14 protein-coding genes and 2 pseudogenes are annotated in these 20112 nt (G+C 38.7%); 9 read left to right on the top strand and 7 right to left on the bottom strand.

Going from position 1 to position 20112, the window contains the following annotated elements:
• From ACM0OW_RS24015 to ACM0OW_RS24005, 3 genes and pseudogenes are all read right to left on the bottom strand, one after another.
• Window positions 1–1360: pseudogene (locus ACM0OW_RS24015) on the bottom strand (hypothetical protein); the annotation flags it as partial.
• A 387-nt stretch (window positions 1361–1747) separates the two neighbouring features.
• Window positions 1748–2161 carry a hypothetical protein gene (locus ACM0OW_RS24010; protein WP_414552996.1) on the bottom strand — a complete coding sequence of 138 codons (414 nt, stop codon included), beginning with the start codon at window positions 2159–2161 and terminating at the stop codon, window positions 1748–1750.
• A gap of 742 nt (window positions 2162–2903) precedes the next feature.
• On the bottom strand, window positions 2904–5069 hold the full coding sequence (locus tag ACM0OW_RS24005; protein WP_414552994.1) for a PhoX family protein: 2166 nt from the start codon (window positions 5067–5069) through the stop codon (window positions 2904–2906).
• 352 nt (window positions 5070–5421) lie between these two features.
• On the opposite strand from ACM0OW_RS24005, the gene ACM0OW_RS24000 reads away from it, so the two are divergent.
• Complete coding sequence (locus ACM0OW_RS24000; protein WP_414552993.1) at window positions 5422–6387, top strand: glycosyltransferase family 2 protein; 966 nt, start codon at window positions 5422–5424, stop codon at window positions 6385–6387.
• 85 nt (window positions 6388–6472) lie between these two features.
• On the opposite strand, the gene ACM0OW_RS23995 is transcribed toward ACM0OW_RS24000, so the two are convergent.
• The 3 genes and pseudogenes from ACM0OW_RS23995 to ACM0OW_RS23985 form a co-directional block, all read right to left on the bottom strand.
• Entirely contained in the window at window positions 6473–6823 is a 351-nt protein-coding gene (locus ACM0OW_RS23995) for a DNA-binding protein (RefSeq protein ID WP_414552991.1), read from the bottom strand.
• Between the two features lie 3 nt (window positions 6824–6826).
• Window positions 6827–7153 (bottom strand): annotated as a pseudogene (locus ACM0OW_RS23990) (type II toxin-antitoxin system RelE/ParE family toxin).
• A 7-nt stretch (window positions 7154–7160) separates the two neighbouring features.
• Window positions 7161–8543, bottom strand: a complete 1383-nt coding sequence (locus ACM0OW_RS23985) for an NB-ARC domain-containing protein (RefSeq protein ID WP_414552989.1) — start codon at window positions 8541–8543, stop codon at window positions 7161–7163.
• 203 nt (window positions 8544–8746) lie between these two features.
• Here ACM0OW_RS23985 and ACM0OW_RS23980 point away from each other — a divergent pair, with 203 nt between their 5' ends.
• The 3 genes from ACM0OW_RS23980 (at window position 8747) to ACM0OW_RS23970 (ending at window position 10656) form a co-directional block, all read left to right on the top strand.
• Window positions 8747–9685, top strand: coding sequence for a GTPase family protein (locus tag ACM0OW_RS23980; protein ID WP_414552987.1), 939 nt, complete (start codon window positions 8747–8749; stop codon window positions 9683–9685).
• 31 nt (window positions 9686–9716) lie between these two features.
• A complete protein-coding gene (locus ACM0OW_RS23975) occupies window positions 9717–9989 on the top strand; it encodes a hypothetical protein (protein WP_414552985.1) in 273 nt (90 codons plus the stop codon).
• Window positions 9990–10227: 238 nt separating this feature from the next.
• On the top strand, window positions 10228–10656 hold the full coding sequence (locus tag ACM0OW_RS23970) for a hypothetical protein (protein ID WP_414552984.1): 429 nt from the start codon (window positions 10228–10230) through the stop codon (window positions 10654–10656).
• A 103-nt stretch (window positions 10657–10759) separates the two neighbouring features.
• Here the strand turns inward: ACM0OW_RS23970 and ACM0OW_RS23965 are convergent, their stop codons facing one another.
• Window positions 10760–12223 (bottom strand): ATP-binding protein, encoded by a 1464-nt coding sequence (locus ACM0OW_RS23965; RefSeq protein WP_414552982.1) that lies wholly within the window; start codon window positions 12221–12223, stop codon window positions 10760–10762.
• A 271-nt stretch (window positions 12224–12494) separates the two neighbouring features.
• Here ACM0OW_RS23965 and rpsB point away from each other — a divergent pair, with 271 nt between their 5' ends.
• From rpsB to ACM0OW_RS23940, 5 genes are all read left to right on the top strand, one after another.
• On the top strand, window positions 12495–13301 hold the full coding sequence (gene rpsB, locus ACM0OW_RS23960) for a 30S ribosomal protein S2 (RefSeq protein ID WP_414552980.1): 807 nt from the start codon (window positions 12495–12497) through the stop codon (window positions 13299–13301).
• Between the two features lie 174 nt (window positions 13302–13475).
• Window positions 13476–14420 carry a translation elongation factor Ts gene (tsf, locus tag ACM0OW_RS23955; RefSeq protein ID WP_414552979.1) on the top strand — a complete coding sequence of 315 codons (945 nt, stop codon included), beginning with the start codon at window positions 13476–13478 and terminating at the stop codon, window positions 14418–14420.
• 296 nt (window positions 14421–14716) lie between these two features.
• Complete coding sequence (locus ACM0OW_RS23950) at window positions 14717–15604, top strand: hypothetical protein (RefSeq protein WP_414552977.1); 888 nt, start codon at window positions 14717–14719, stop codon at window positions 15602–15604.
• A gap of 78 nt (window positions 15605–15682) precedes the next feature.
• Window positions 15683–18154 (top strand): ATP-dependent DNA helicase RecG, encoded by a 2472-nt coding sequence (recG, locus tag ACM0OW_RS23945; RefSeq protein WP_414552975.1) that lies wholly within the window; start codon window positions 15683–15685, stop codon window positions 18152–18154.
• Window positions 18155–18502: 348 nt separating this feature from the next.
• The gene (locus tag ACM0OW_RS23940) at window positions 18503–20110 is read left to right on the top strand and encodes a sensor histidine kinase (protein ID WP_414552973.1); all 1608 of its coding nucleotides are present in this window, start codon (window positions 18503–18505) and stop codon (window positions 20108–20110) included.
• Window positions 20111–20112 lie beyond the last annotated feature (2 nt).

The following is a 20112-nucleotide window of genomic DNA, read 5'->3' as shown; positions in this document are numbered from 1 at the left end:
GATTATTAGCGATCGCTTGTTTTTTGTCCAAACTCACAAAATCGCGTTGCTCCCTCAGTAAAGTATTATTATCATTTAAAATGAAGCTAAACCCCCTTACTGTCCGACCCATTACAGCTTCACGGTCGTTAACTTTGACAATCTGCCTCACTCTAGAATAAATGGCTACGGGTGTATTTTCTATTTCTTCTCTTCTGTTAATAGATAGTTGGTTTCCGGTACTATTACCAACTGATGTCCCTATATTTGGTAAATATAAATCTATCCCAATTTCTTGTCCGTTAGCCCCAGATTGAAAACCTGGTTGGCGAATGGCTGCTAGTGTTTCTGCTTCTACTACATCACCTAAGTTTGCAGTTTGAATAAACCGAGTAGGTGTCAGACTATCAGAATCTATGTCAGCAGATTTTAACCCAGGAGTATATGTGCATATTTGCTCTGGATTACCACCCAGCAAATTACATGAAGCTGTCATGCTTAATTGCAGTTGTGTACCCAGCATAGTTCGGGGTTCTTGTAAATCAACAACAACTTCTCTAGTTTTTTTGACCGTTTGCAGTTGCAAATATTCTGCTATTTGGTCTACAGTAAAAATATTATTTGTTGTCAAATTTTCTTTAACAAATCCATTCAGTTTGATAATTGCGTTAATATCAAAAGTAGTATTTTGGTCATTACTAAAGCTGGAACCTGCACTTAATTGTCTGTTAGTTAAATGATTAATTAATATGCCATTTAGTGGCATTGTAGTTGTACGGGGATGGATTTTTTGCTCATTAGCAAGTCTAGGGGGAATTATATACTCTGGTTTTGGGGGTGTTTTTTTTGTTGGTAATTTTTGCTCAAGATCCAACTCATCAACTCTAGGTTGTGGATCTGCTGGAGGGTCTAGTAGATCTAGTGTTTTATTAGGTTTAGCTTGACTAATTCTATTAGGAGTACAAGACTGAACTTGAGAATTAGTTTGGGCTAAATCTGTGAATTTAGGAAATTCTGCTTGTCCATAATTGTAAAGAAGACAAGGCGGAAAATTGGCATTAGCTGTTGCTAAATGTTGTACTTGTGTTTGTGGAATGAAATTAGATCCAAAGGCTGATGACTCCTTTTCTGAAGCTGAAATAATTCTTAAGGATTCTACATTGGCAATTAATGCAGACGTGTTTTCTGAGATATAAATAATCTGCTTTTTTTCAGGGTTTGCGGATAATTCTAATTTTTGATTACTATAGCGTTTGTCCAGTTCTAATGTGTTTGCAGATGTCTCAGCGCCAGCCGTTTTAGAAAAAAATATTGTTGCTGAACTCAATAATAATACAAATGCCAGCTTGAAGTTTTTATGATCCGAAATCATTGTAAACATTTGTAAAATACGGTGATTAACACCTGGCAATATCTAATTATTTTGTGTAGTTTTTGATAAAATTTGACTATTATTTTTAATTTACAAAAATCTTGCCATAAATAGTTCTAGTTTAGTCATGATTTATTTTCTGATAAAATAAGCTAGAGACACGTGGCAATCGTGTCTCTAACAGATAAAGACCAAATATTTAGGGTTGACAGAATTTGAGGACAGTATCAGTATGACTCCTGATATTGATTCTTTATTCTTGATACCCTATTCATTATTTCGGCTTGTTAGGGAAGTGCAGAGTTTGGACATAAATTAGCTAAACACCACTTGCATTGAGTGGGTAGGAGATTAATAATTACTCTCAATCAAGTAAGTGATCAAGAATTTGAAAAACTAAAATCCAGTTTTTACAGATCCAATGGAGGTTTCAGTAAAGGTAGCAATAGAGTTCTCTTGGCTATCTCCTAAAGCAGTGTCTACACTACCTTTGAGAGTGACATTGCTGAAATTTTCGCTTTCACCGTCTTCGTAGACAAAAAATCCGTTATCGCTGATTAATTCGATTACGCCAGCGCTACCCAAAGCGGAAGCTGAGACAACACCAAATTGGGCTGTAGATGTAGCAGCTGCGTCATTTTTACCAACAGCACCCGCAGCAGCAATTTCAGTTACTGAACCATCAGTGTCAAGTGTAGCTGCAACAGATCCAGCCACACCACCTTCACCAGCAGAGGCTACAGAACTGAAACCAAATACACTAGCGGAAATTGCAACTAAGGCGATCGCTACTCTTTTATTGAATTTCATCGACTTCTATTCCTATTATTGAAAGTTTAATGTGTGGGCAATCTACGCATCTTAAATATGTGCTGTAGTAAATTCCACTATTTCAGTTACTGTTAGCGCAAGTAATTTTCTCAACATAATCTGTTGAATTTAAGGCGTGCTTACTCTTCAGTATCTCAAGTGAAAAAACATTATATTCCAGCACAGTTTAGATTAAGTTTTGGTTAAAACTTATGGTGCGTAAATTATTTAACAAAGTCATATTACTTAAAAAAAATTACTTAGTCAAGTAATTAAAATTTGATTTTTAATCACGGTTTTTAAATAAATATTTAAACCAATTTTAACCTAGCCTTAAAATAAGAAATTCAGTAATTATATTGTTATTTGAATTAAAAAAAATATTGTTTATCTAAAAGGATTACATTCTATTTTATGGAATAAAAATTTGCAAAAAATAGTGCAACTTATTGTCTCTGATGTAGAAATTATCCATCGCTATCTACAACAGTTAAGTAAGTCGGCACTATGCTAAAAATTTGTAATTTAGGGTGTTTTGTCTCGCAGCACAACGTACAGTTACACGTATTTTCAGGTAAATAGACCACATGGTAGGGGCGCAAGGCCTTGCGCCCTTACGACAGATTTGGTTCAAATACGTGAAAATTGATGTAATCGATCGCGCTGAGTGCAAAGCACACGCTCCGCAGTCAACGCAACTATGTCCGTCAAGGCTTTATGCGATCGCTAAACTAATCCGCACCTATGCACCAATAATACCACCGTCATCACGGGTGATTACCACCGTTGCAGAACGAGGGCGACCTTGTGGGCCATAACCTTGACTATGTGGCCAATTACTGTTGCTGGTAGGGTTGGCAACAGTTCCCTCATCACCTGGGTGCTGAATGCCGATAAACATGGTTCTGTGATCGGGTGTAGTAGTTACACCAGTCACTTCAGAGTTTGTGGGACTGGTCAAGAACAGCTTAACTTCTCTAGGATCATTAGGGTTGGCACAAACCATTGAGTTACTACCAATATTTTCATACTCATCTTGACCATCACCTGCGTGATCAGTTTGAATCCAGAGACGACCGTAGTAATCGAACCACAGACCATCTGGTGCGCCAAAGTCGTCACCATTGATATTTCCTCGACGGATTGGGTTGGGGTCTTGTTTGTCGCCAGCTAAAACAAAGATATCCCAAACGAAAGTAGTAGCTGTAACGCTGCGTCCTGTTTCACGCCAACGGATAACGTGACCATAATCGTTGTCAGGACGTGGGTTAGCCTCATCAACTGGAGGACGCGCAGTACCTCCTTCAGTTGTACCGTCTGGGTTATTTACCGAAACTGGTTCTGTGCCGCGACGATTGTTGTTGGTCAAAGTACAGTAGACTTCAACTTCATTGAATCCACCAATCCGGGGACGTACACCAACCCACTCTGGGCGATCCATCATAGTTGCGCCAACTCTGTCCGCCGCCTGTCTGGTTTTAATCAGCACTTCAGCTTGGCTATTAAATCCATTCTCTGGAGTTAGTCCACCCTGACCGTAGACTAGAGGCAACCAATTGCCAGTACCATCAGCATTAAATTTGGCAACATACAGAGTACCGTGGTCAAGTAAATCGCGGTTAGCACCACGAATTTTAGAATTATATTGACGAGAGCAAACGAACTTATAGATATATTCGTTTCTGTTGTCGTCACCCATGTAGAAAGCTAAAACGTTGTTGTCATCAACAACATATTGAGCGCTTTCGTGTCTGAATCGACCCATTGAGGTGCGCTTGACTGGTTTGCTGTTGGGATCATAAGGATCAATCTCCACTACCCAACCGAACAAATGGGTTTCCAGGGGATTCTTATAAGCATCCCAGCGTGGATCAACTTCAGGCCAGCGATAACTGTCTCCATCACTGGAGATACCATACCGCTTTTGTCCATTGCGGATATCAGCTGTTTTGTCCTCCAGACCTGGAGTCGCAACTACATCGTTATTAGGGTTGGCAAAGTAGTTTTGAAAGTTCTCTTCACAGGTGAGGTAAGTACCCCAAGGTGTTATGCCGTTGGCGCAGTTGTTGACTGTACCATAAGCGGTATAGCCGTCGTTAGTGCCAATTTCAACCGAGCCAGAAGGTTGAATTGAAAATTTCTTAGATTTCATCAGCGCATCACCCGCAGCAGGCCCAGAAACTCGCATTTCTGTATTAGCAGTGATACGGCGACCATAACGGGAATTGCGCTCAACACTCCAGCTATTACCAAATCTGTCTTTGGATATCTCTTGGATAGACACACCGTGAGCAGCTTGAGATTTCCGGGCTTTCTCAATTGTCATAACGGCATTACCGTCGGGATGCAGGAAGTCTTCTTGGGTATACTCGTGGTTGAGACAGAGTAGCCCCCGATTATTGTATGCACGACCTTCTACAGGTACTGATAATCCTGCTGTCCGGCTGAGATAGCTTCGTCCTGGGAGAGGGAAGAAGTGCATACCATCATGGTTCATCCCCACTTGCTTTTCTTGTGCAGCTGCATCCTGAGAAGCATTTGGTAACCAGTCTGGCGCACCAGGCATGATGGGGTCTCCCCAAGCAGATAAGATTCTGGCTGTATAACCTTTGGGAACAGTAACCAGATCCTTCTCTAATAGTCCTGTTGCTGGGTTGAGCAGATTTGGCTCAACACTCTCAAAGCCAATACCACCAAATCCGAGTCCGGCTGGAACTGGTGCTGCTGAAACAGTTTGGAGAAAACCACCGAGGGACATATCACCTAAAACAGTTAGGGCTGATGTGCCTACAGCTGTCATCACAAAACGCCTACGCTTCAGGCTGACGCGCCCAATTACATCAAGAATTGACTCGTTACCGGATGGGTTAATAGTTATATCGTTCTTGGGATGAAGACGACCTTTCATTGTGTGTTCTCCAATTTATTTAAGTTCAGAAAGTTGTTATTCAATTAATTTCTTAATGACAAGTGCAATCTAGTAAAAAAAAACTCTACATATTGACAGAAAACACTGACATATATCTTGAATATTTTGGCAATTCTCATTCGTGTTCAATTGATCACAAGTAAAATTGCGCTAGTACTGCTGACGCGTACAACATTTATTCAGTCGGTTTCAATTTAAGGAATAAGTATTAACATCAGGTTATGTGTTGTTTAATTTGACTTTATAAATAAATTTGATGTCAAAATTACGTATTTTTTACGCATGATAGAGAAAGGAACAGTGTTTAGTCCCCTACTGTCCTATCCTGGAGATGGGTAATACTGTTTTGGGTAAGACTGTGTTTTTCAGCGTTGTGATACCGACTTATAATCGCCAGCCGATTTTAGAAAAATGCCTCCGGGCTTTGGAGGTGCAGGATTTGAGTGCGTCTAGTTCAGTGACTGATTATGAAATCGTCCTGGTTGATGATGGTTCTAGCGATCGCACCTTAGAATGGTTAGCTGCACACAAAGAAGAATTTCCTCATGTGCGATGGTTTCAACAAGACCACGCTGGCCCGGCTGCGGCTCGGAATTTGGGGGTTAGCAAGGCACTGGGAGACACAATTATCTTCATTGATAGTGATTTGGTAGTATTGCCGAATTTTCTGCAAGCTCATGCAGATGCACTTGTGCAGGGAGGGGAAACACTGGGAAGCGATCGCTTCTTCACCTACGGAGCCGTAATTAATACCTGCAATTTCGATCACCCCACAGCCGAACCCTATAAAATCACCGATTTTTCCGCAGCTTTTTTTGCTACAGGTAATGTAGCGATCGCCAAACATTGGCTAGAGAAAGCTGGACTGTTTGATACCAGCTTCCAACTCTATGGTTGGGAAGATTTAGAATTAGGTGTCAGACTGAAAAAACTGGGACTAAAATTGATCAAATGTCCAGCAGCAGTTGGTTATCATTGGCATCCGCCATTTAACTTAGAACAAATTCCTCGTTTGATTGATCAAGAAATTCAACGCGGACGCATGGGAGTTTTATTTTATCAAAAGCATCCCACTGGGGAAGTAAAAATGATGATCCAAATGACTTGGTTTCATCGTTTACTGTGGGGTATTCTCTCACTTAATGGTACATTGAATGAGCGCACAATGGCTCCTTTCTTGCAATGGTTAATCAATTTAGGTAAACCCCAGTTGGCTTTAGAAGTTGCCCGAATCTTCCTCAATTGGTACAACGTCAAGGGAGTTTATGGTGCTTATAGGGAAATGCAACATAAATAACTCCAAAAAATCATACGAAATTTACGTTATAGATGTGTGTGGTGCAATTTCCCAGGAAGCGAAGTCAAAATTGCCACAAAGTTGCTTAAACTTTAACTTCACTGTTGCTAACAGTATGAGTAATCTGATTATCATCTGCCGTAGCAACAGTTATAGTAAGTTTTAAACCTAATACATTTAGCCAATCTGCTAAATTAGCAATTAGTTCAATTCCTGATAGCAATAATATTTCATCTAGCTTGTCTCGATGTAGTTTCCCTTGCTCTGGAGTTAGATGTTTTTCACTCAATGCTTCTGCTACATTGCTGAGTGCTAGTTTGAGTAGTTCGGGTTCAGGTTTTTGTTCTTCAAAAACAGCTTCAATATAACCTGCTGCACGATTTTTGTCTTTGAGATGTGAAATTAAACAATCTTGGTAAGGTAAGCTTTTGAGCATTGTTTAACTCCTGTAGGATATCCAATATTCTATAGCTTGACGAATATCTTGTTGTTGAGTACTTTTATCTCCACCATACAACAGAAGCACTATAGTTGTCCCAAGTTAACCAAAATAGACACGATAACCGGGTCCATAATCAATTTTGAATTCATATACTCCTTTTCCAACCGAGCTACAGTTACCTAAATTACCTAGTCTCACGCGTTCTAATCTAACTAAAATTTTATCTTGTGCTTTAGGATCACGCAAATCATTAAACCACTCATCAAAAGGAATTCTACCATCAAGTGTAATATAACGTTGAATTTCTCGCGGTTGTACTTCCATTTTCTAATTAGAAGTGCAGATGATAAGTTCTTAGATACTCTCTGAAAACAGCAGACAAATCAAATAATTTTTCATCATTTGTTAATGTCTTTAATAAAAATCGTCTTTTTAATGACTGTAACCCATTAATTATATCCATTGATGAGAGTGATAATGATTGTTTGATATCATCTCTAGACATGGGTTGTTCTTGTGCAACCATTTTGAATAAAATAGTTTTTTCGACATCAGATAAGTTCGTAAAAATTGAGTTGAGCAGAGATTTAAAATCTTCACTTACTATCACAGTATTTTCTTTGAGAAACTCAGAAACTTCACAGTTAAATATTTCTTTAATTAACAGTCCGATATCCTGTAAATATCTTGGATGACTTTCATATAAATTAATCAACTCTAACCAATTTTCTTCATTTTTCAATTCTTGACTTTTTAATATTTCTGTAGCTGCATCACCTAATCCTGATAATTCTAAACAATGACTAGGATAAAGTTCTTTATCTAAAGATACCATCTCTTGGCATTTTTCTTGACTAATCAAAATCACACAACTTTGGTGTTCGATTCCTGTAATCATTTGCAAAAAGGCTTTATAATCTTGATGCTCAGGTTTATATTGTCCTGAATATTGTTGAGACGCAAAGATTTCTTCTATGTTATCAAGAATAATTAAGCAGCGTTTTTGATTAAATATTTTAATGAGTAAACTTAGCAAATTATTAGTATTTATATCTTCTTCATTCACGTTTAATTCGATGAGGATTTCTATAAGAAGGGAATTTAAAGAGCTATTTAATTTAATATTTTTCCAGATAATTGCATCAAAATGGTCTAATAGTATTTCCTGAGTATCAATAAGGTGTCTCACTAGAGTACTTTTACCAATACCTAAAATTCCTAAGACTGAAATTAAGCGTGTCTTGGGGTTTTCTACCCATTGAGAGAGGGTTGATAGTTCTTTGATGCGTCCGTAAAAATGAATGATTTGTGGGGACTGTTTGAGATTTATATAATATGTTTTTTGTTTAAATTTATCTTCCCCATCAATTTCTGGTTCTTGAATATCTGTATTACTGGAACACCAATTAATATGGTTTTTTATCCCTATTCCAATCAGTTGCGGATTAAATGAATTTGCTATTCTTTCTATAGACCAACAAAAGTTAGATTTAGTAATATCTTCACCTAATTCTTTAGACAATATTTTATATAAATAACGACTAACATTTCCCACATAATTTTCACTTTCATAACCAAACTCATCAGCAATTTCACTATAAGTTTGACTTTGCCAAATACCTTTAACAGCACTTTTTTGTAAGTCCGTAAGGTGGTTTCCGGTGTGTTTAAAGACTAGTGTATCCACTACTTGTAACACTTCTGTAACAGTCATAATAACTATGTAGAGTAAGGACTGTAGCTATTATAACCTTGTCGTGGGTTAGATTATCAAGTGTTTAGGAGGGTTTAGATTAATATTTTTTTACAAGAGTGAGTAGAAAATCAAGGTTTTTTGAGGAAGTGTATTGATATTTACATAAGTTAGGTAGTTTATCATCAGAAGTGTAATCAAAAAGCTTTACTAAGCTAGAGTATATGGATTTAAGAGGCATACTTCAAGATTTAGCAAAAGACCTTTTGGGTGATCAGAAGATGTCTGATGATGATTTTGAGAAAATATACCAGATGATAGGGGATAAGGTAGATAATGAACCCCCTCCTCGTTTTGCTTTTATCGGTGAGACAGGAGTAGGAAAATCCTCTACAGTGAATGCACTATTTAACGCAGGTGTGGAAGTTAGCCATACAGAGGCTTGTACTCAAACAGCAAGAGGAATTGAAGTCTCTTTTAATGAACTTGAGGGGGTGAACGGGGCATTAATCGTTTATGATATGCCGGGATTGGGAGAAAATCGTTTAAAACAGAAAGAACATATTGCTCTTTACGAGAAAGTCTTAAAAGATGTTGATGTTGCTTTATGGATTTTAGATGCACAAAATAGAGCGATCGCTTCAGTACAACAGTATTTAGAGGTAGAACTTAAATCTATTAACCCTAAATTACTAGAACGAATGGTGATTGCTTTAAATAAAGTTGATTTAGTATATCCCGGAGAAACACATTGGCATCCTTTAGCAAATTTACCGAGTGAAGAACAAGAAAACAACATTAATGGTAGAATTCATGATGTTAAAAAAAGAATTCGAGAGGTAGTGCCAAATTGGAAAGGAACGATTATAGGTTATTCAGCTAACAGACGGTACAATTTACCTCAATTATTTGATGCAATGATGGATGCTGTACCGAAAAAAAGACAATGGGTAGTTGCATCTCGTAAAGCTTTAGCTGATTTCTTGGAATTGGTTGATCCTCAACTCTTACCTCCGGAAAAAAGACGGCAAAGAGTAATTAATCAACAACCCAGACCATCAAAAATGTCCGATATTGTTGCCAGTATGTCGCCAGAAGAATTTGCTAAAATTGCCCGTGATAAAGAAGCTTTTTTAGCACTTTTAAAAGAACGAAACTTATAATTAATCTTCCCATACAATCAGGAGATACACAATGAAGACTGTTCCCAATGAAACTTATATTCCTAGTGATGAAATAGACCAGATTAAAACTAGATTAATGGCTCAGATCAACTCTATGAGTGATGCTGATCTCAGAACAGCAGCCAAATCAGAAGCAAGTTTAAGAGCTTTTGTTTCTGATTTATTTCGTTCCATTTCTAGACTTTTCGGCTACATTGTAGGAGAAGTAATTGGATTTGGTAGAGATATTGTGAGAGCTATTGGTGGTGGTTGGCAAGAAGGGTATAAAGCAGGTTTAAGATAAATCTCTAATTTACAGCACTTTTAAGCTTCCATAAAATTTAAAAAGGACTTACGCACAAACTCTCTCAAACCCTTATTCCTCTGTGTCCTCTGCGTCTGGAGTGGTATGCCTCCCGCAAGCTCCGCGTTAGCGGAGCTTACGCTTTAGCGATACGTTATTCCATAATTTGTGCTTAAGTCCTATTAAAATTATTTTGTAGAAACTAAAAAAAACAAAAATAGCCAAACAATATAAATTTATGAGTGAATGGATATGTTTTCCGTTTCCAAAATGCCCTAATTGTCAAAAGGCTTGGGGCAAAAGTTATCACAGAAATTGTCTGTCAAGAGGAGAACTATTAGTTGAACCTTATCAAAAACTTGTTAAATGTGAATCATGTAGTGAAAAATGGAATATGTCAAATAGTAAATTTTATTGTTCTTGTGGTTATCAATTTTATCCATCAGAAGTAGAAGATGCTTTATCTACAACTCAATTGCTAAGAAATAGGTTACTTCAGAAGCTGAATGAAATGGATAATTATGAAAAAAATATAATTTCAAAATCTCAGTATTCATTTCATAATTGGGTGAAGGATATTAGTTATGAGATAGGGAAGTTTTTAGGAACAACAGCATCAAAGGCACAAGAATTAATTCAGATGTTTTTTGATAAGTGGTCATTTTAAATAGAAAAAAATTCAATTGGGCTTGAGTCTTGACTTTCTCTTGTATTCTAAAAAAATAAAAGTTTTAATTTTTAACTAAAATTTTATGCATTCAGCCAGGTAATTATTTTTTCAGAGGAATTTCAACAATAAACTCACTCCCCTTGCCTAATCGTGTTTTATATTTGAGATGACCACCATGCTTTTTCACCACAATTTGATAAATGATTGATAGTCCTAACCCTGTACCTTTACCTACAGCTTTAGTGGTAAAAAATAGATCAAACATTCTTTTCTGAACTGCTTCTGTAATCCCTACACCATTATCAGCAATCCGCACAAATGCATAATTCTCAGGAGAAATTCCGGTACGAATCCGAATTTTTGGTGCTGCTGGTTGTGAATTAAGGCAATCAATTTGATCAGGGTTAGAGTTCATATTCTTGGTGTTTTCTACCCATAAATCTTCTATAGCATCGATAGCATTACTTAAAATATTCATAAATGTTTGATTGAGTTGTGCTGGATAGCATTCTATCCGTGGCAGATTACTATAATCTTTAATAATTTTGATTTGCGGATATATTTCTGTAGCATTTAATCTATGTTGTAAAAATAACAGTGCATTTTCTATACCTTCGTGAATATCAACAAATTTTTTTTCAGATTCATCTAAGCGAGCAAAGTTACGTAAAGACAAAATGATGTTTTCGATTCGCTGACTACCTCCTAGCATCGAAGCGAAAAGTTTTGGTAAATCTTGAATCAAAAAATCTATATCTATGGCATCAGCTTGCTCTTGAATTTCCTGATGTGGCTGGGGATAGTGTTTTTGGTAAAGAGATAATAAGTTAACAATATCTTGTAAACCAGTTTTGAGATAATCGATATTAGCATGAATAAAATTAATGGGATTATTGATTTCGTGAGCTATACCAGCTACCATTTGAGCCAAGCTAGACATTTTCTCGCGGAGAATAAGCTGTACTTGAGTTTGGCGCAACTTATTAACAATTTGAATTAACCCTTGATTCTTACTGAGTAGAGCTTTTTCTGCTCGTTGAAGGTGGCTAATATTTTGTTTTAATTTAGCTGTATTAATTCTCAATTCTAATTGGCTAATTACTTGACGACTCAAGGCTGCTAATGCCTGCTTCTGTTCTAAACTCAATTCCCTTGGTATACGGTCAAGTACGCATAAAGAGCCAATAGCAAAGCCATCAGGTGTAACTAAGGGTGCGCCTGCATAAAATCGAATATTGGGATCGGATATTACTAACGGGTGATTAGCAAAGCGCTCATCCTTTAAGGTATTTGGCACAATGAGCAAATGTTCTGGCTGACATATAGTGTAGGCACAAAATGCCAGTTCTCTCGGTGTTTGTGTGACTTCTGTGCCAACTTTCGATTTAAACCATTGCCTACTATCATCTATAAGAGTGACTAAAGCAATGGGAGTACCACATATATAGGCAGCTAAAGCAGTTAAATCATCGAAAGCCTGTTCAGACTCCGTATCAAGAATATTATATTTTAGGAGCGCATTGAGCCTATTTTGCTCATTTTCTGGGGATGATGGGGATTGCATTTAGTTTAAAAATTACTTGAAAATATATTTTTTTATGATGATATTAAAATAATACAAAAATATATCAGAGTGTTAGTTTTTAGTTTAAAAAACAGTACAAACACATAAGAATATTCAGGATATGTATGTAACGCAAATTTTTATGGTCAATAGTAAATCTATTGTGATATACTAGAAGGGTTGTCTAATCTCGCACATCCAGTCATTCGGGTGTTTCTGTTGTGGAAATACAACTGGGTGGAGGTTTAACCCGAATAGGAGTTCAAAAAATATGCCAGTAGTTTCATTGGCTCAAATGATGGAGTCTGGGGTACATTTCGGGCATCAAACCCGACGTTGGAACCCAAAGATGTCTCCGTACATTTATACTTCCCGCAACGGCGTACATATCATCGACTTGGTACAGACTGCCCAGTTGATGGATAATGCCTACAACTATATGCGATCGCAGTCTGAGCAAGGTAAAAAATTCCTCTTCGTTGGTACTAAGCGCCAAGCAGCTGGAATTATTGCCCAAGAAGCGGCTCGTTGTGGCTCTCACTACATTAACCAACGTTGGTTGGGTGGAATGCTCACCAACTGGGCTACCATCAAAACTAGAGCCGACCGTCTCAAAGATTTGGAACGCCGGGAAGAAAGCGGCGCACTAGATTTACTGCCCAAAAAAGAAGCTTCGATGTTGCGTCGAGAGATGACAAAGCTGCAAAAATACCTGGGCGGTATTAAGAATATGCGGAAAGTACCTGATGTAGTGGTGATTGTAGACCAACGTCGGGAATATAACGCAGTTCAAGAATGCCAAAAACTGGGACTCCCAATTGTGTCTATGTTAGATACAAACTGTGACCCAGATGTAGTAGATATCCCCATTCCAGCTAACGATGATGCTATTAGATCAATTAAGTTGATCGTAGGCAAATTGGCGGATGCGATCTATGAAGGTCGTGGTGGTACGCTCGAAGGTGAAGACGATTACGAAGATTATGATGGTTCAGAGTATGACGACGACTACGAAGACGGCGAATACGCTGAAGCGTCTGCTGCTGACTCCACTTCTGAAGAAGAAGCGAAAGCATAAGCATATTTAAGTAGCTAAACAATTGAGTATGGAGACTAAACAGCTCACGCTTCATAACTCAATTGTTCACAGTTCATACTTCATCGCTTTTTCTTCACCAGCCCTGAGTAAGATAGAAATACTCAACATCCGTGAGCGATTACAACTCAAGGTCAAGTTAGGAATTGAGGCAACATGGCGGAAATATCTGCAAAACTCGTCCAAGAGCTACGCCAAAAAACTGGTGCAGGCATGATGGACTGCAAAAAAGCGCTGAAAGAAAATGACGGCGACATCGAAAAAGGTATAGAGTGGCTGCGACAAAAGGGGATTGCTTCGGCCGGTAAGAAAAGCGATCGCATTGCGGCAGAAGGCCTAGTAGACACCTACATTCAACCCAGTGGTCGAGTTGGTGTGCTAATAGAAGTTAACTGCCAAACCGATTTTGTTGCCCGTAACGAAGCTTTTAAGGCTCTAGTTAAGAACTTAGCCCAGCAAGCCACTACGGCTGATAGTGTTGAGTCCTTATTGGCTCAACCCTATATTGAAGAAACCAGCGTAACTGTAGACCAATTCATCAAGCAAACCATTGCCCAGCTAGGTGAAAATATTCAGGTACGTCGCTTTATCAATTTTGCCCTCCCAGAAGGACAACAAGGTGTTGTAGACAGCTACATTCACACTGGTGGTCGCGTGGGTGTTTTAGTTGAACTGAACGCCCAAACTGAGACAGCAGCGCAGAATGAAGAGTTTCAAACTCTGGCTAAGAATGCAGCGATGCAGGTTGCGGCTTGTCCCAATGTGGAGTATGTCAGCGTAGACCAAATTCCAGCCGAGTTTGCCCAAAAAGAAACAGAAATTGAACTGGGGCGGGATGATTTAGGTAACAAACCGCAAAACATCAAAGAAAAAATTGTTCAGGGACGGATTGAAAAACGCCTGAAAGAATTAACTTTGTTGGATCAGCCTTTCATCCGTGATCAAAGCATTTCTGTGGAAGACTTGGTAAAACAAGTTAAAAACAAGGTAGGCGAAGAAATCAAAGTTAATCGCTTTGTGCGCTATATCCTGGGTGAAGGCATTGAGAAGCAAGAAATTAGTTTTGCTGAAGAAGTTGCTGCACAAATGGGTAGTAAGTAACTTTAGTTAGAAGTTGGGAGTTGCCTTTGTAACTCATCACTTGTATAATCACAGGCCAGTCATAATCAACTGGCCTGTGTTTTATTAGTTAGGATTGCGGAACCTCACCCCCAACCCCTCTCCTTACTAAGGAGAGGGGAGATTTTGAGCAAAATCAAAGGCAGGTTATTGCATTGATATTTGTGAATCAGTATTGTAGTGGCTAGGAAGAAGTTAGGAACCACAGATAAACACAGATAAATCAAAATAGGTACGTTTGTACCATAATAAAGTATGGGTAATTAATTAGAGAAGATATGGCTAGAGCAATTGAGCTAATTGAACGGGATATTGTAGCTTTGCAAGAAGCAATCCGCGCGATCGCGGCAGAACTCCACAATGCTTATGCCAGTTATTTAACCACTTTGGGGCAATCTGTACGTAAACAGTTAATTCTAGCAAGTTACCATCTATGCACTCAAGGATATCCCCAAAACTTTCTCAAGTTATCCCTGAATCAGCGCCAACAATTGCAGCAAGGTATTCGCAATTTGGGTCAAGAGGTGGCTGAGTTATTACTTGCTTATCTCCGGGAAGAGGAAGATGAGGAAGATGAGGAAGATGAGGAAGATGAGGGTAATGAAAGCGATGAGAGCGATACGGGATTTGAGATAGATGAGGTAGTAACATATATTTTATCTGAATCATCTGCTTTACCTCAGATAACTTCAGCCCTGAAAAGTTTCAACCCTGATGTCACAAACCCCATAGAATTAGCAAAATGGCAACAAACCCTGGAAGATTTAATCCAACAGGCGCTAAAAAAGGTTTCCCACGACGCGAATCTTTTACTACAAAAAGCTAGTATTTTACCCAAGAAATTACCAGAACCAATATTAGAAGCGGCGGCGGCTGTTTCCGAAGCATCTGCTGAAGTGATGCCGGGGCCACCCAATCTCTTAAACTTGGTGGTGGAAATTGAAAATGAACAAGATCCAGAAGACTCCAAACTCACACAGATTATGGCAATTAATCTCAGATTGGCGGAAATTGAATTTGCCGACACCAAAGTTTCATCTGACCGCAGGCAAATTCGCCATATCTTAGTTCAGCTAAACAAGGTAGGGCGAGATTATCAAAAAAAGCAACGGGAACTCTCAGTTTCTGAAGCTGAATCTGCATGGCGTGCGAGTTGGTTTGAATAGAGACGCGATGCATCGCGTCTCTACAAGGGTTCTGTGATCACGCATATTTAATTTTTTTCATCAGATGTTTAATGACCAATGACTAATGACAATCCAGATTGGGTAAGATTGCAAAAAGCCTTGGCAATAGAAGCAGATAGAGGCTTTATAGACTTGATGGGTAGACAATACCGCTTCAGTGAATTTCTCTGCTTGACTTTTGGGAAATTCCCCACAGCTTTGTCCCCATTAGAACGTGGTCGTTGGCAAGAACTAGCGGCAAAATTTGCGAACTATCCACATCTGGAAGAGTCAGAAAGACAGCATCTAGTAGCTGAAACTCGCAGGTATCTCTACCAACTACAGCAAGAACCAAAAGAAAGTGATACAGAGAAATCACAGATATACCAACGCCAAAAACTTCAACCAAAATCGCCCATTGTGGCGGAAGTAAGTCGGAGGTTAGCACCAAACATTGACCAAAAACTCAGCGATTTACCAGAAATCGGCCCCCGTCAGGCTGATAAATTAGCGGCGCTGAATTTGCTTACTGTGCGTGATTTACTTTACTACTATCCCCGTGATCATATTGACTATGCGCGTCAGGTAAATATCCGGGAATTGCAGGGGGGTGAAACGGTGACAATTATTGCTAATGTGAAGCGTTGTAACTGTTTTACTAGCCCTAGAAATAAGAAATTATCGATTTTAGAATTAGTTCTCAAAGATCATACAGGCGAAATCAAAATTACGCGCTTTTCTGCGGGGGCGCGTTTTGCTAGTCGTGGTTGGCAAGAAGGTTTAAAACGCCGTTACCCAGTGGGCAGTATTTTGGCGGCTTGTGGGTTGGTGAAAGAAAGTAAATATGGTTTGACGCTGGATAACCCGGAACTTGAGGTATTAGCACATCCAGGAGATACTATTGATTCGTTGACTATTGGTCGGGTAGTGCCAATTTATGCTCTGACTGAGGGTGTGATGGCAACTATGGTGAGACAGGCGATAACTGCGGCTTTACCAGCTACGGTTCACCTCAAAGATCCTTTGCCTAAAGGGTTAAGAACAAAGTATAATTTGATGGAATTGAAGGATGCGATCGCTAACATCCATTTTCCCGATGACAGCGTAACTCTGCAAGCTGCTCGTCGTCGCCTCGTGTTTGATGAATTCTTTTACCTGCAACTCGGTTTATTACAACGTCAGCACCAAGCCCGCCAAATTCAAACCAGTGCTATTCTCGCCCCCAAAGGTCAACTAGTCGAACAATTCTCCGAAATTCTGCCTTTTAAACTGACTGGCGCACAGCAACGAGTCCTCAACGATATTCTCAACGACTTAGAAAAATCCACCCCGATGAATCGGCTGATACAGGGCGATGTCGGTTCTGGTAAAACTGTGGTGGCGGTAATTGCGATCCTCGCCGCCATTCAATCGGGATATCAAGCGGCGTTAATGGCTCCCACGGAAGTGTTAGCAGAACAGCATTACCGCAAGTTAGTCAGTTGGTTTAACCTGTTGCATTTACCCGTAGAATTACTGACAGGTTCTACCAAAGTTGCCAAACGGCGAGAAATTCACTCTCAGTTAGTCACAGGTGAATTACCTTTATTAGTGGGAACTCATGCTTTAATTCAAGACACTGTTAACTTTAACCAATTGGGGTTAGTGGTAATTGATGAACAACATCGTTTTGGCGTGAAACAAAGGGCGTTGTTACAGCAAAAAGGCGACCAACCCCATGTATTAACTATGACCGCCACCCCCATTCCTCGAACCTTGGCATTAACAATACATGGGGATATGAATGTTAGCCAAATTGATGAGTTACCCCCAGGACGGCAAAAAATTCAGACCACTATGTTAACAGGTAAACAACGCACTGAAGCTTACGACTTAATGCGGCGAGAAATTGCCCAAGGAAGGCAAGTTTATGTAGTTTTACCTCTGGTGGAAGAATCGGAAAAATTGGACTTGCGATCGGCCGTAGAAGAGCATCAGAAGTTACAAGAAAGTATTTTCCCTGACTTTCAAGTGGGATTGTTGCATGGTCGCATGAGTTCCGCAGATAAGGACGAAGCCATTACCAAATTCCGTGATAATCAAACGCAAATTTTGGTTTCTACTACGGTTGTAGAAGTGGGTGTGGATGTCCCCAATGCAACGGTGATGCTCATTGAAAATGCTGAAAGATTTGGATTATCACAACTGCATCAATTGCGTGGGCGTGTTGGTCGTGGTGCGGCTCAGTCTTATTGTTTATTGATGAGTAGTTCTAAGAGTGCTGATGCTCAACAACGGCTGAAGGTTTTGGAACAATCCCAGGATGGCTTTTTTATCTCGGAAATGGATATGCGCTTTCGAGGCCCTGGGGAAGTGCTGGGAACTCGTCAATCTGGTGTAGCTGATTTTACTTTAGCCAGTTTGGTGGAAGATGAGGAAATTTTGCTGTTAGCCCGACAAGTTGCGGAGAAGGTAATCGATATGGATGCAACTTTAGAACGTTGGGTTTTGATGAAAGCTGAATTGAAGTACCGCTATGAACGGTTAATGGGTGGGGCGATTTTGACTTAATTCATACTCAGAAACAAAAATGTTACACTTGTAGTCAGCTTGTCAGTAAGATTGCACAAATACATCTAAAGTATGTCACAAAGTGTTAAATTTCTCATACCCTTGCGTTTCGCTAAAGCAAAGGTAACTGCTTCGGTCTGATGCTTCATTTCGCTATGGCTAACTTCTGTGTACGGCTTGCAGAAATCAAAGTCCTGTAAAGCCCTGCTGGTATGGCTGCCCTTAGATTAGTAGCGGGGTTTTTAGCTTGTATAAACCCCGTCGCTTCCAGGCTTTGACAAATCAACAGTTTATTATCGGGTTAGAAATTACTTTATATTTAAATATACGATATATCCAGGGAGGAAAATGCATTTATTTTATAAGCTTAAATTTACTCCTTCTCAGCTAGTAAGTGTGACAGTATTGCTGACATTACTATTGTTTATTCCTCAAGTTTGGCTCAACTGGCAGGCATATTACAGCTTCAATAGTATCAATAAACAGGAATTTAAACTACAAAAACTCAGTGATAGAATTACTTATCTTGATGAAGTATTAACGATGTCTGCCCGGATGAATGCAGCCACAGGTGATGTTATGTGGGAAAAACGATATCGCCAATTTGAACCAGAACTTGATCTGGTGATTCAAGAAGCTATGAAATTGGCTCCTGAAAGTTATGAAGATGAAAATTCCCGAAAGATTGATGTTGCTAATCAGCAGTTAGTAGCAATGGAATATGAAGCTTTTAATTTAGTTAATAGTAATCAAAAAGAGGCGGCACAGCTACTATTATCCAGCCGCAAATATGAAACTCAGAAACAAATTTATGCCGATGGTGTTGCTCAAAGGAATAGTAATATCTCACTTGGTTTGCAAGAAAAAGTTACTGCGTATCGCCAAAGAATGATTTGGGCTATTTTAGTCTCGACTATCAGTTTAATAGTACTTATTCCAGCGTGGCTTTTAGTATTAAGTTTATTGCAAGAATACTTAAAGGCTAAAAAAAACGCTCAAGCTGCCTTAGAAGAAACTAATTCTATGTTAGAAATGCAAGTTGCGGCCAGAACGAAAAAATTAAAACAGAAAAATATTCAATTACAACAAACATTGGAATTTTTGCAGCAAACTCAAGTCCAACTGATCCAAACGGAAAAAATGTCTTCACTCGGTCAGTTAGTCGCTGGTGTTGCTCATGAAATTAATAATCCTGTTAATTTTATTTATGGTAACTTGACACACGTTAGAGAATACATTCAAAAATTATTAATTTTGATTAACAGATACCAGAAACAATATGCAAATCATAACCCAGAAATAAATATTTTAATTGAGGAGATAGATTTAAATTTCATTATTAATGATTTGCCAAAAATATTAGACTCAATGACTATTGGCGCTGAACGTATTCGTGAAATTGTTTTAAGTTTACGGAATTTTTCGCGTCTTGATGAAGCAGAAATGAAACCAGTGAACATTCATGAAGGGATTGATAGTACGCTGTTAATTTTGCAAGATAATCTTAAAGGTCAGAACAAACAGCAGGAAATTGTAGTTATTAAAAATTATGGGAATTTGCCTCTTGTTGAATGTTATGCAGGAGGATTAAATCAGGTATTTATGAATATTTTTATTAATGCTATTGATGCTTTACGCCAGCAGGAAATCAATGCTTATCAAGACATGAAACAACACACCAGTTCAATTATTATCCATACTCAACTAAAAAATGCAGAGAAGGTAATTATTAGTATTAAAGATAATGGTACAGGAATAAGAGAAAAATTTAAAAATAAGTTGTTTGAACCGTTCTTTACTACTAAGCCTGTAGGGAAAGGTACTGGTTTAGGTTTATCTATTAGTTACCAAATTATCGTAGGGAAGCATAGGGGAAAAATCGAGTATGTTTCTGAACCTGGAAAGGGAACAGAATTTTTGATTGAGATTCCTCTTAAGCATACAGCAAATATATAGCA

The organism is Anabaena sp. CCY 0017 (assembly GCF_963920885.1).
Classification (GTDB): domain Bacteria; phylum Cyanobacteriota; class Cyanobacteriia; order Cyanobacteriales; family Nostocaceae; genus Nodularia.
Note: the sequence above shows the minus strand (reverse complement) of the source record. Positions and strands in the feature narration are given on the sequence as shown.

What these genes read in the sequence shown, in the direction of transcription:
- ACM0OW_RS24010 (WP_414552996.1), bottom strand. Translation starts at nt 2,161, where the DNA reads ATGAAATTCAATAAAAGAGTAGCGATCGCCTTAGTTGCAATTTCCGCT.
- ACM0OW_RS24005 (WP_414552994.1), bottom strand. Translation starts at nt 5,069, where the DNA reads ATGAAAGGTCGTCTTCATCCCAAGAACGATATAACTATTAACCCATCC.
- ACM0OW_RS24000 (WP_414552993.1), top strand. Translation starts at nt 5,422, where the DNA reads ATGGGTAATACTGTTTTGGGTAAGACTGTGTTTTTCAGCGTTGTGATA.
- ACM0OW_RS23995 (WP_414552991.1), bottom strand. Translation starts at nt 6,823, where the DNA reads ATGCTCAAAAGCTTACCTTACCAAGATTGTTTAATTTCACATCTCAAA.
- ACM0OW_RS23985 (WP_414552989.1), bottom strand. Translation starts at nt 8,543, where the DNA reads ATGACTGTTACAGAAGTGTTACAAGTAGTGGATACACTAGTCTTTAAA.
- ACM0OW_RS23980 (WP_414552987.1), top strand. Translation starts at nt 8,747, where the DNA reads ATGGATTTAAGAGGCATACTTCAAGATTTAGCAAAAGACCTTTTGGGT.
- ACM0OW_RS23975 (WP_414552985.1), top strand. Translation starts at nt 9,717, where the DNA reads ATGAAGACTGTTCCCAATGAAACTTATATTCCTAGTGATGAAATAGAC.
- ACM0OW_RS23970 (WP_414552984.1), top strand. Translation starts at nt 10,228, where the DNA reads ATGAGTGAATGGATATGTTTTCCGTTTCCAAAATGCCCTAATTGTCAA.
- ACM0OW_RS23965 (WP_414552982.1), bottom strand. Translation starts at nt 12,223, where the DNA reads ATGCAATCCCCATCATCCCCAGAAAATGAGCAAAATAGGCTCAATGCG.
- rpsB (WP_414552980.1), top strand. Translation starts at nt 12,495, where the DNA reads ATGCCAGTAGTTTCATTGGCTCAAATGATGGAGTCTGGGGTACATTTC.
- tsf (WP_414552979.1), top strand. Translation starts at nt 13,476, where the DNA reads ATGGCGGAAATATCTGCAAAACTCGTCCAAGAGCTACGCCAAAAAACT.
- ACM0OW_RS23950 (WP_414552977.1), top strand. Translation starts at nt 14,717, where the DNA reads ATGGCTAGAGCAATTGAGCTAATTGAACGGGATATTGTAGCTTTGCAA.
- recG (WP_414552975.1), top strand. Translation starts at nt 15,683, where the DNA reads ATGACTAATGACAATCCAGATTGGGTAAGATTGCAAAAAGCCTTGGCA.
- ACM0OW_RS23940 (WP_414552973.1), top strand. Translation starts at nt 18,503, where the DNA reads ATGCATTTATTTTATAAGCTTAAATTTACTCCTTCTCAGCTAGTAAGT.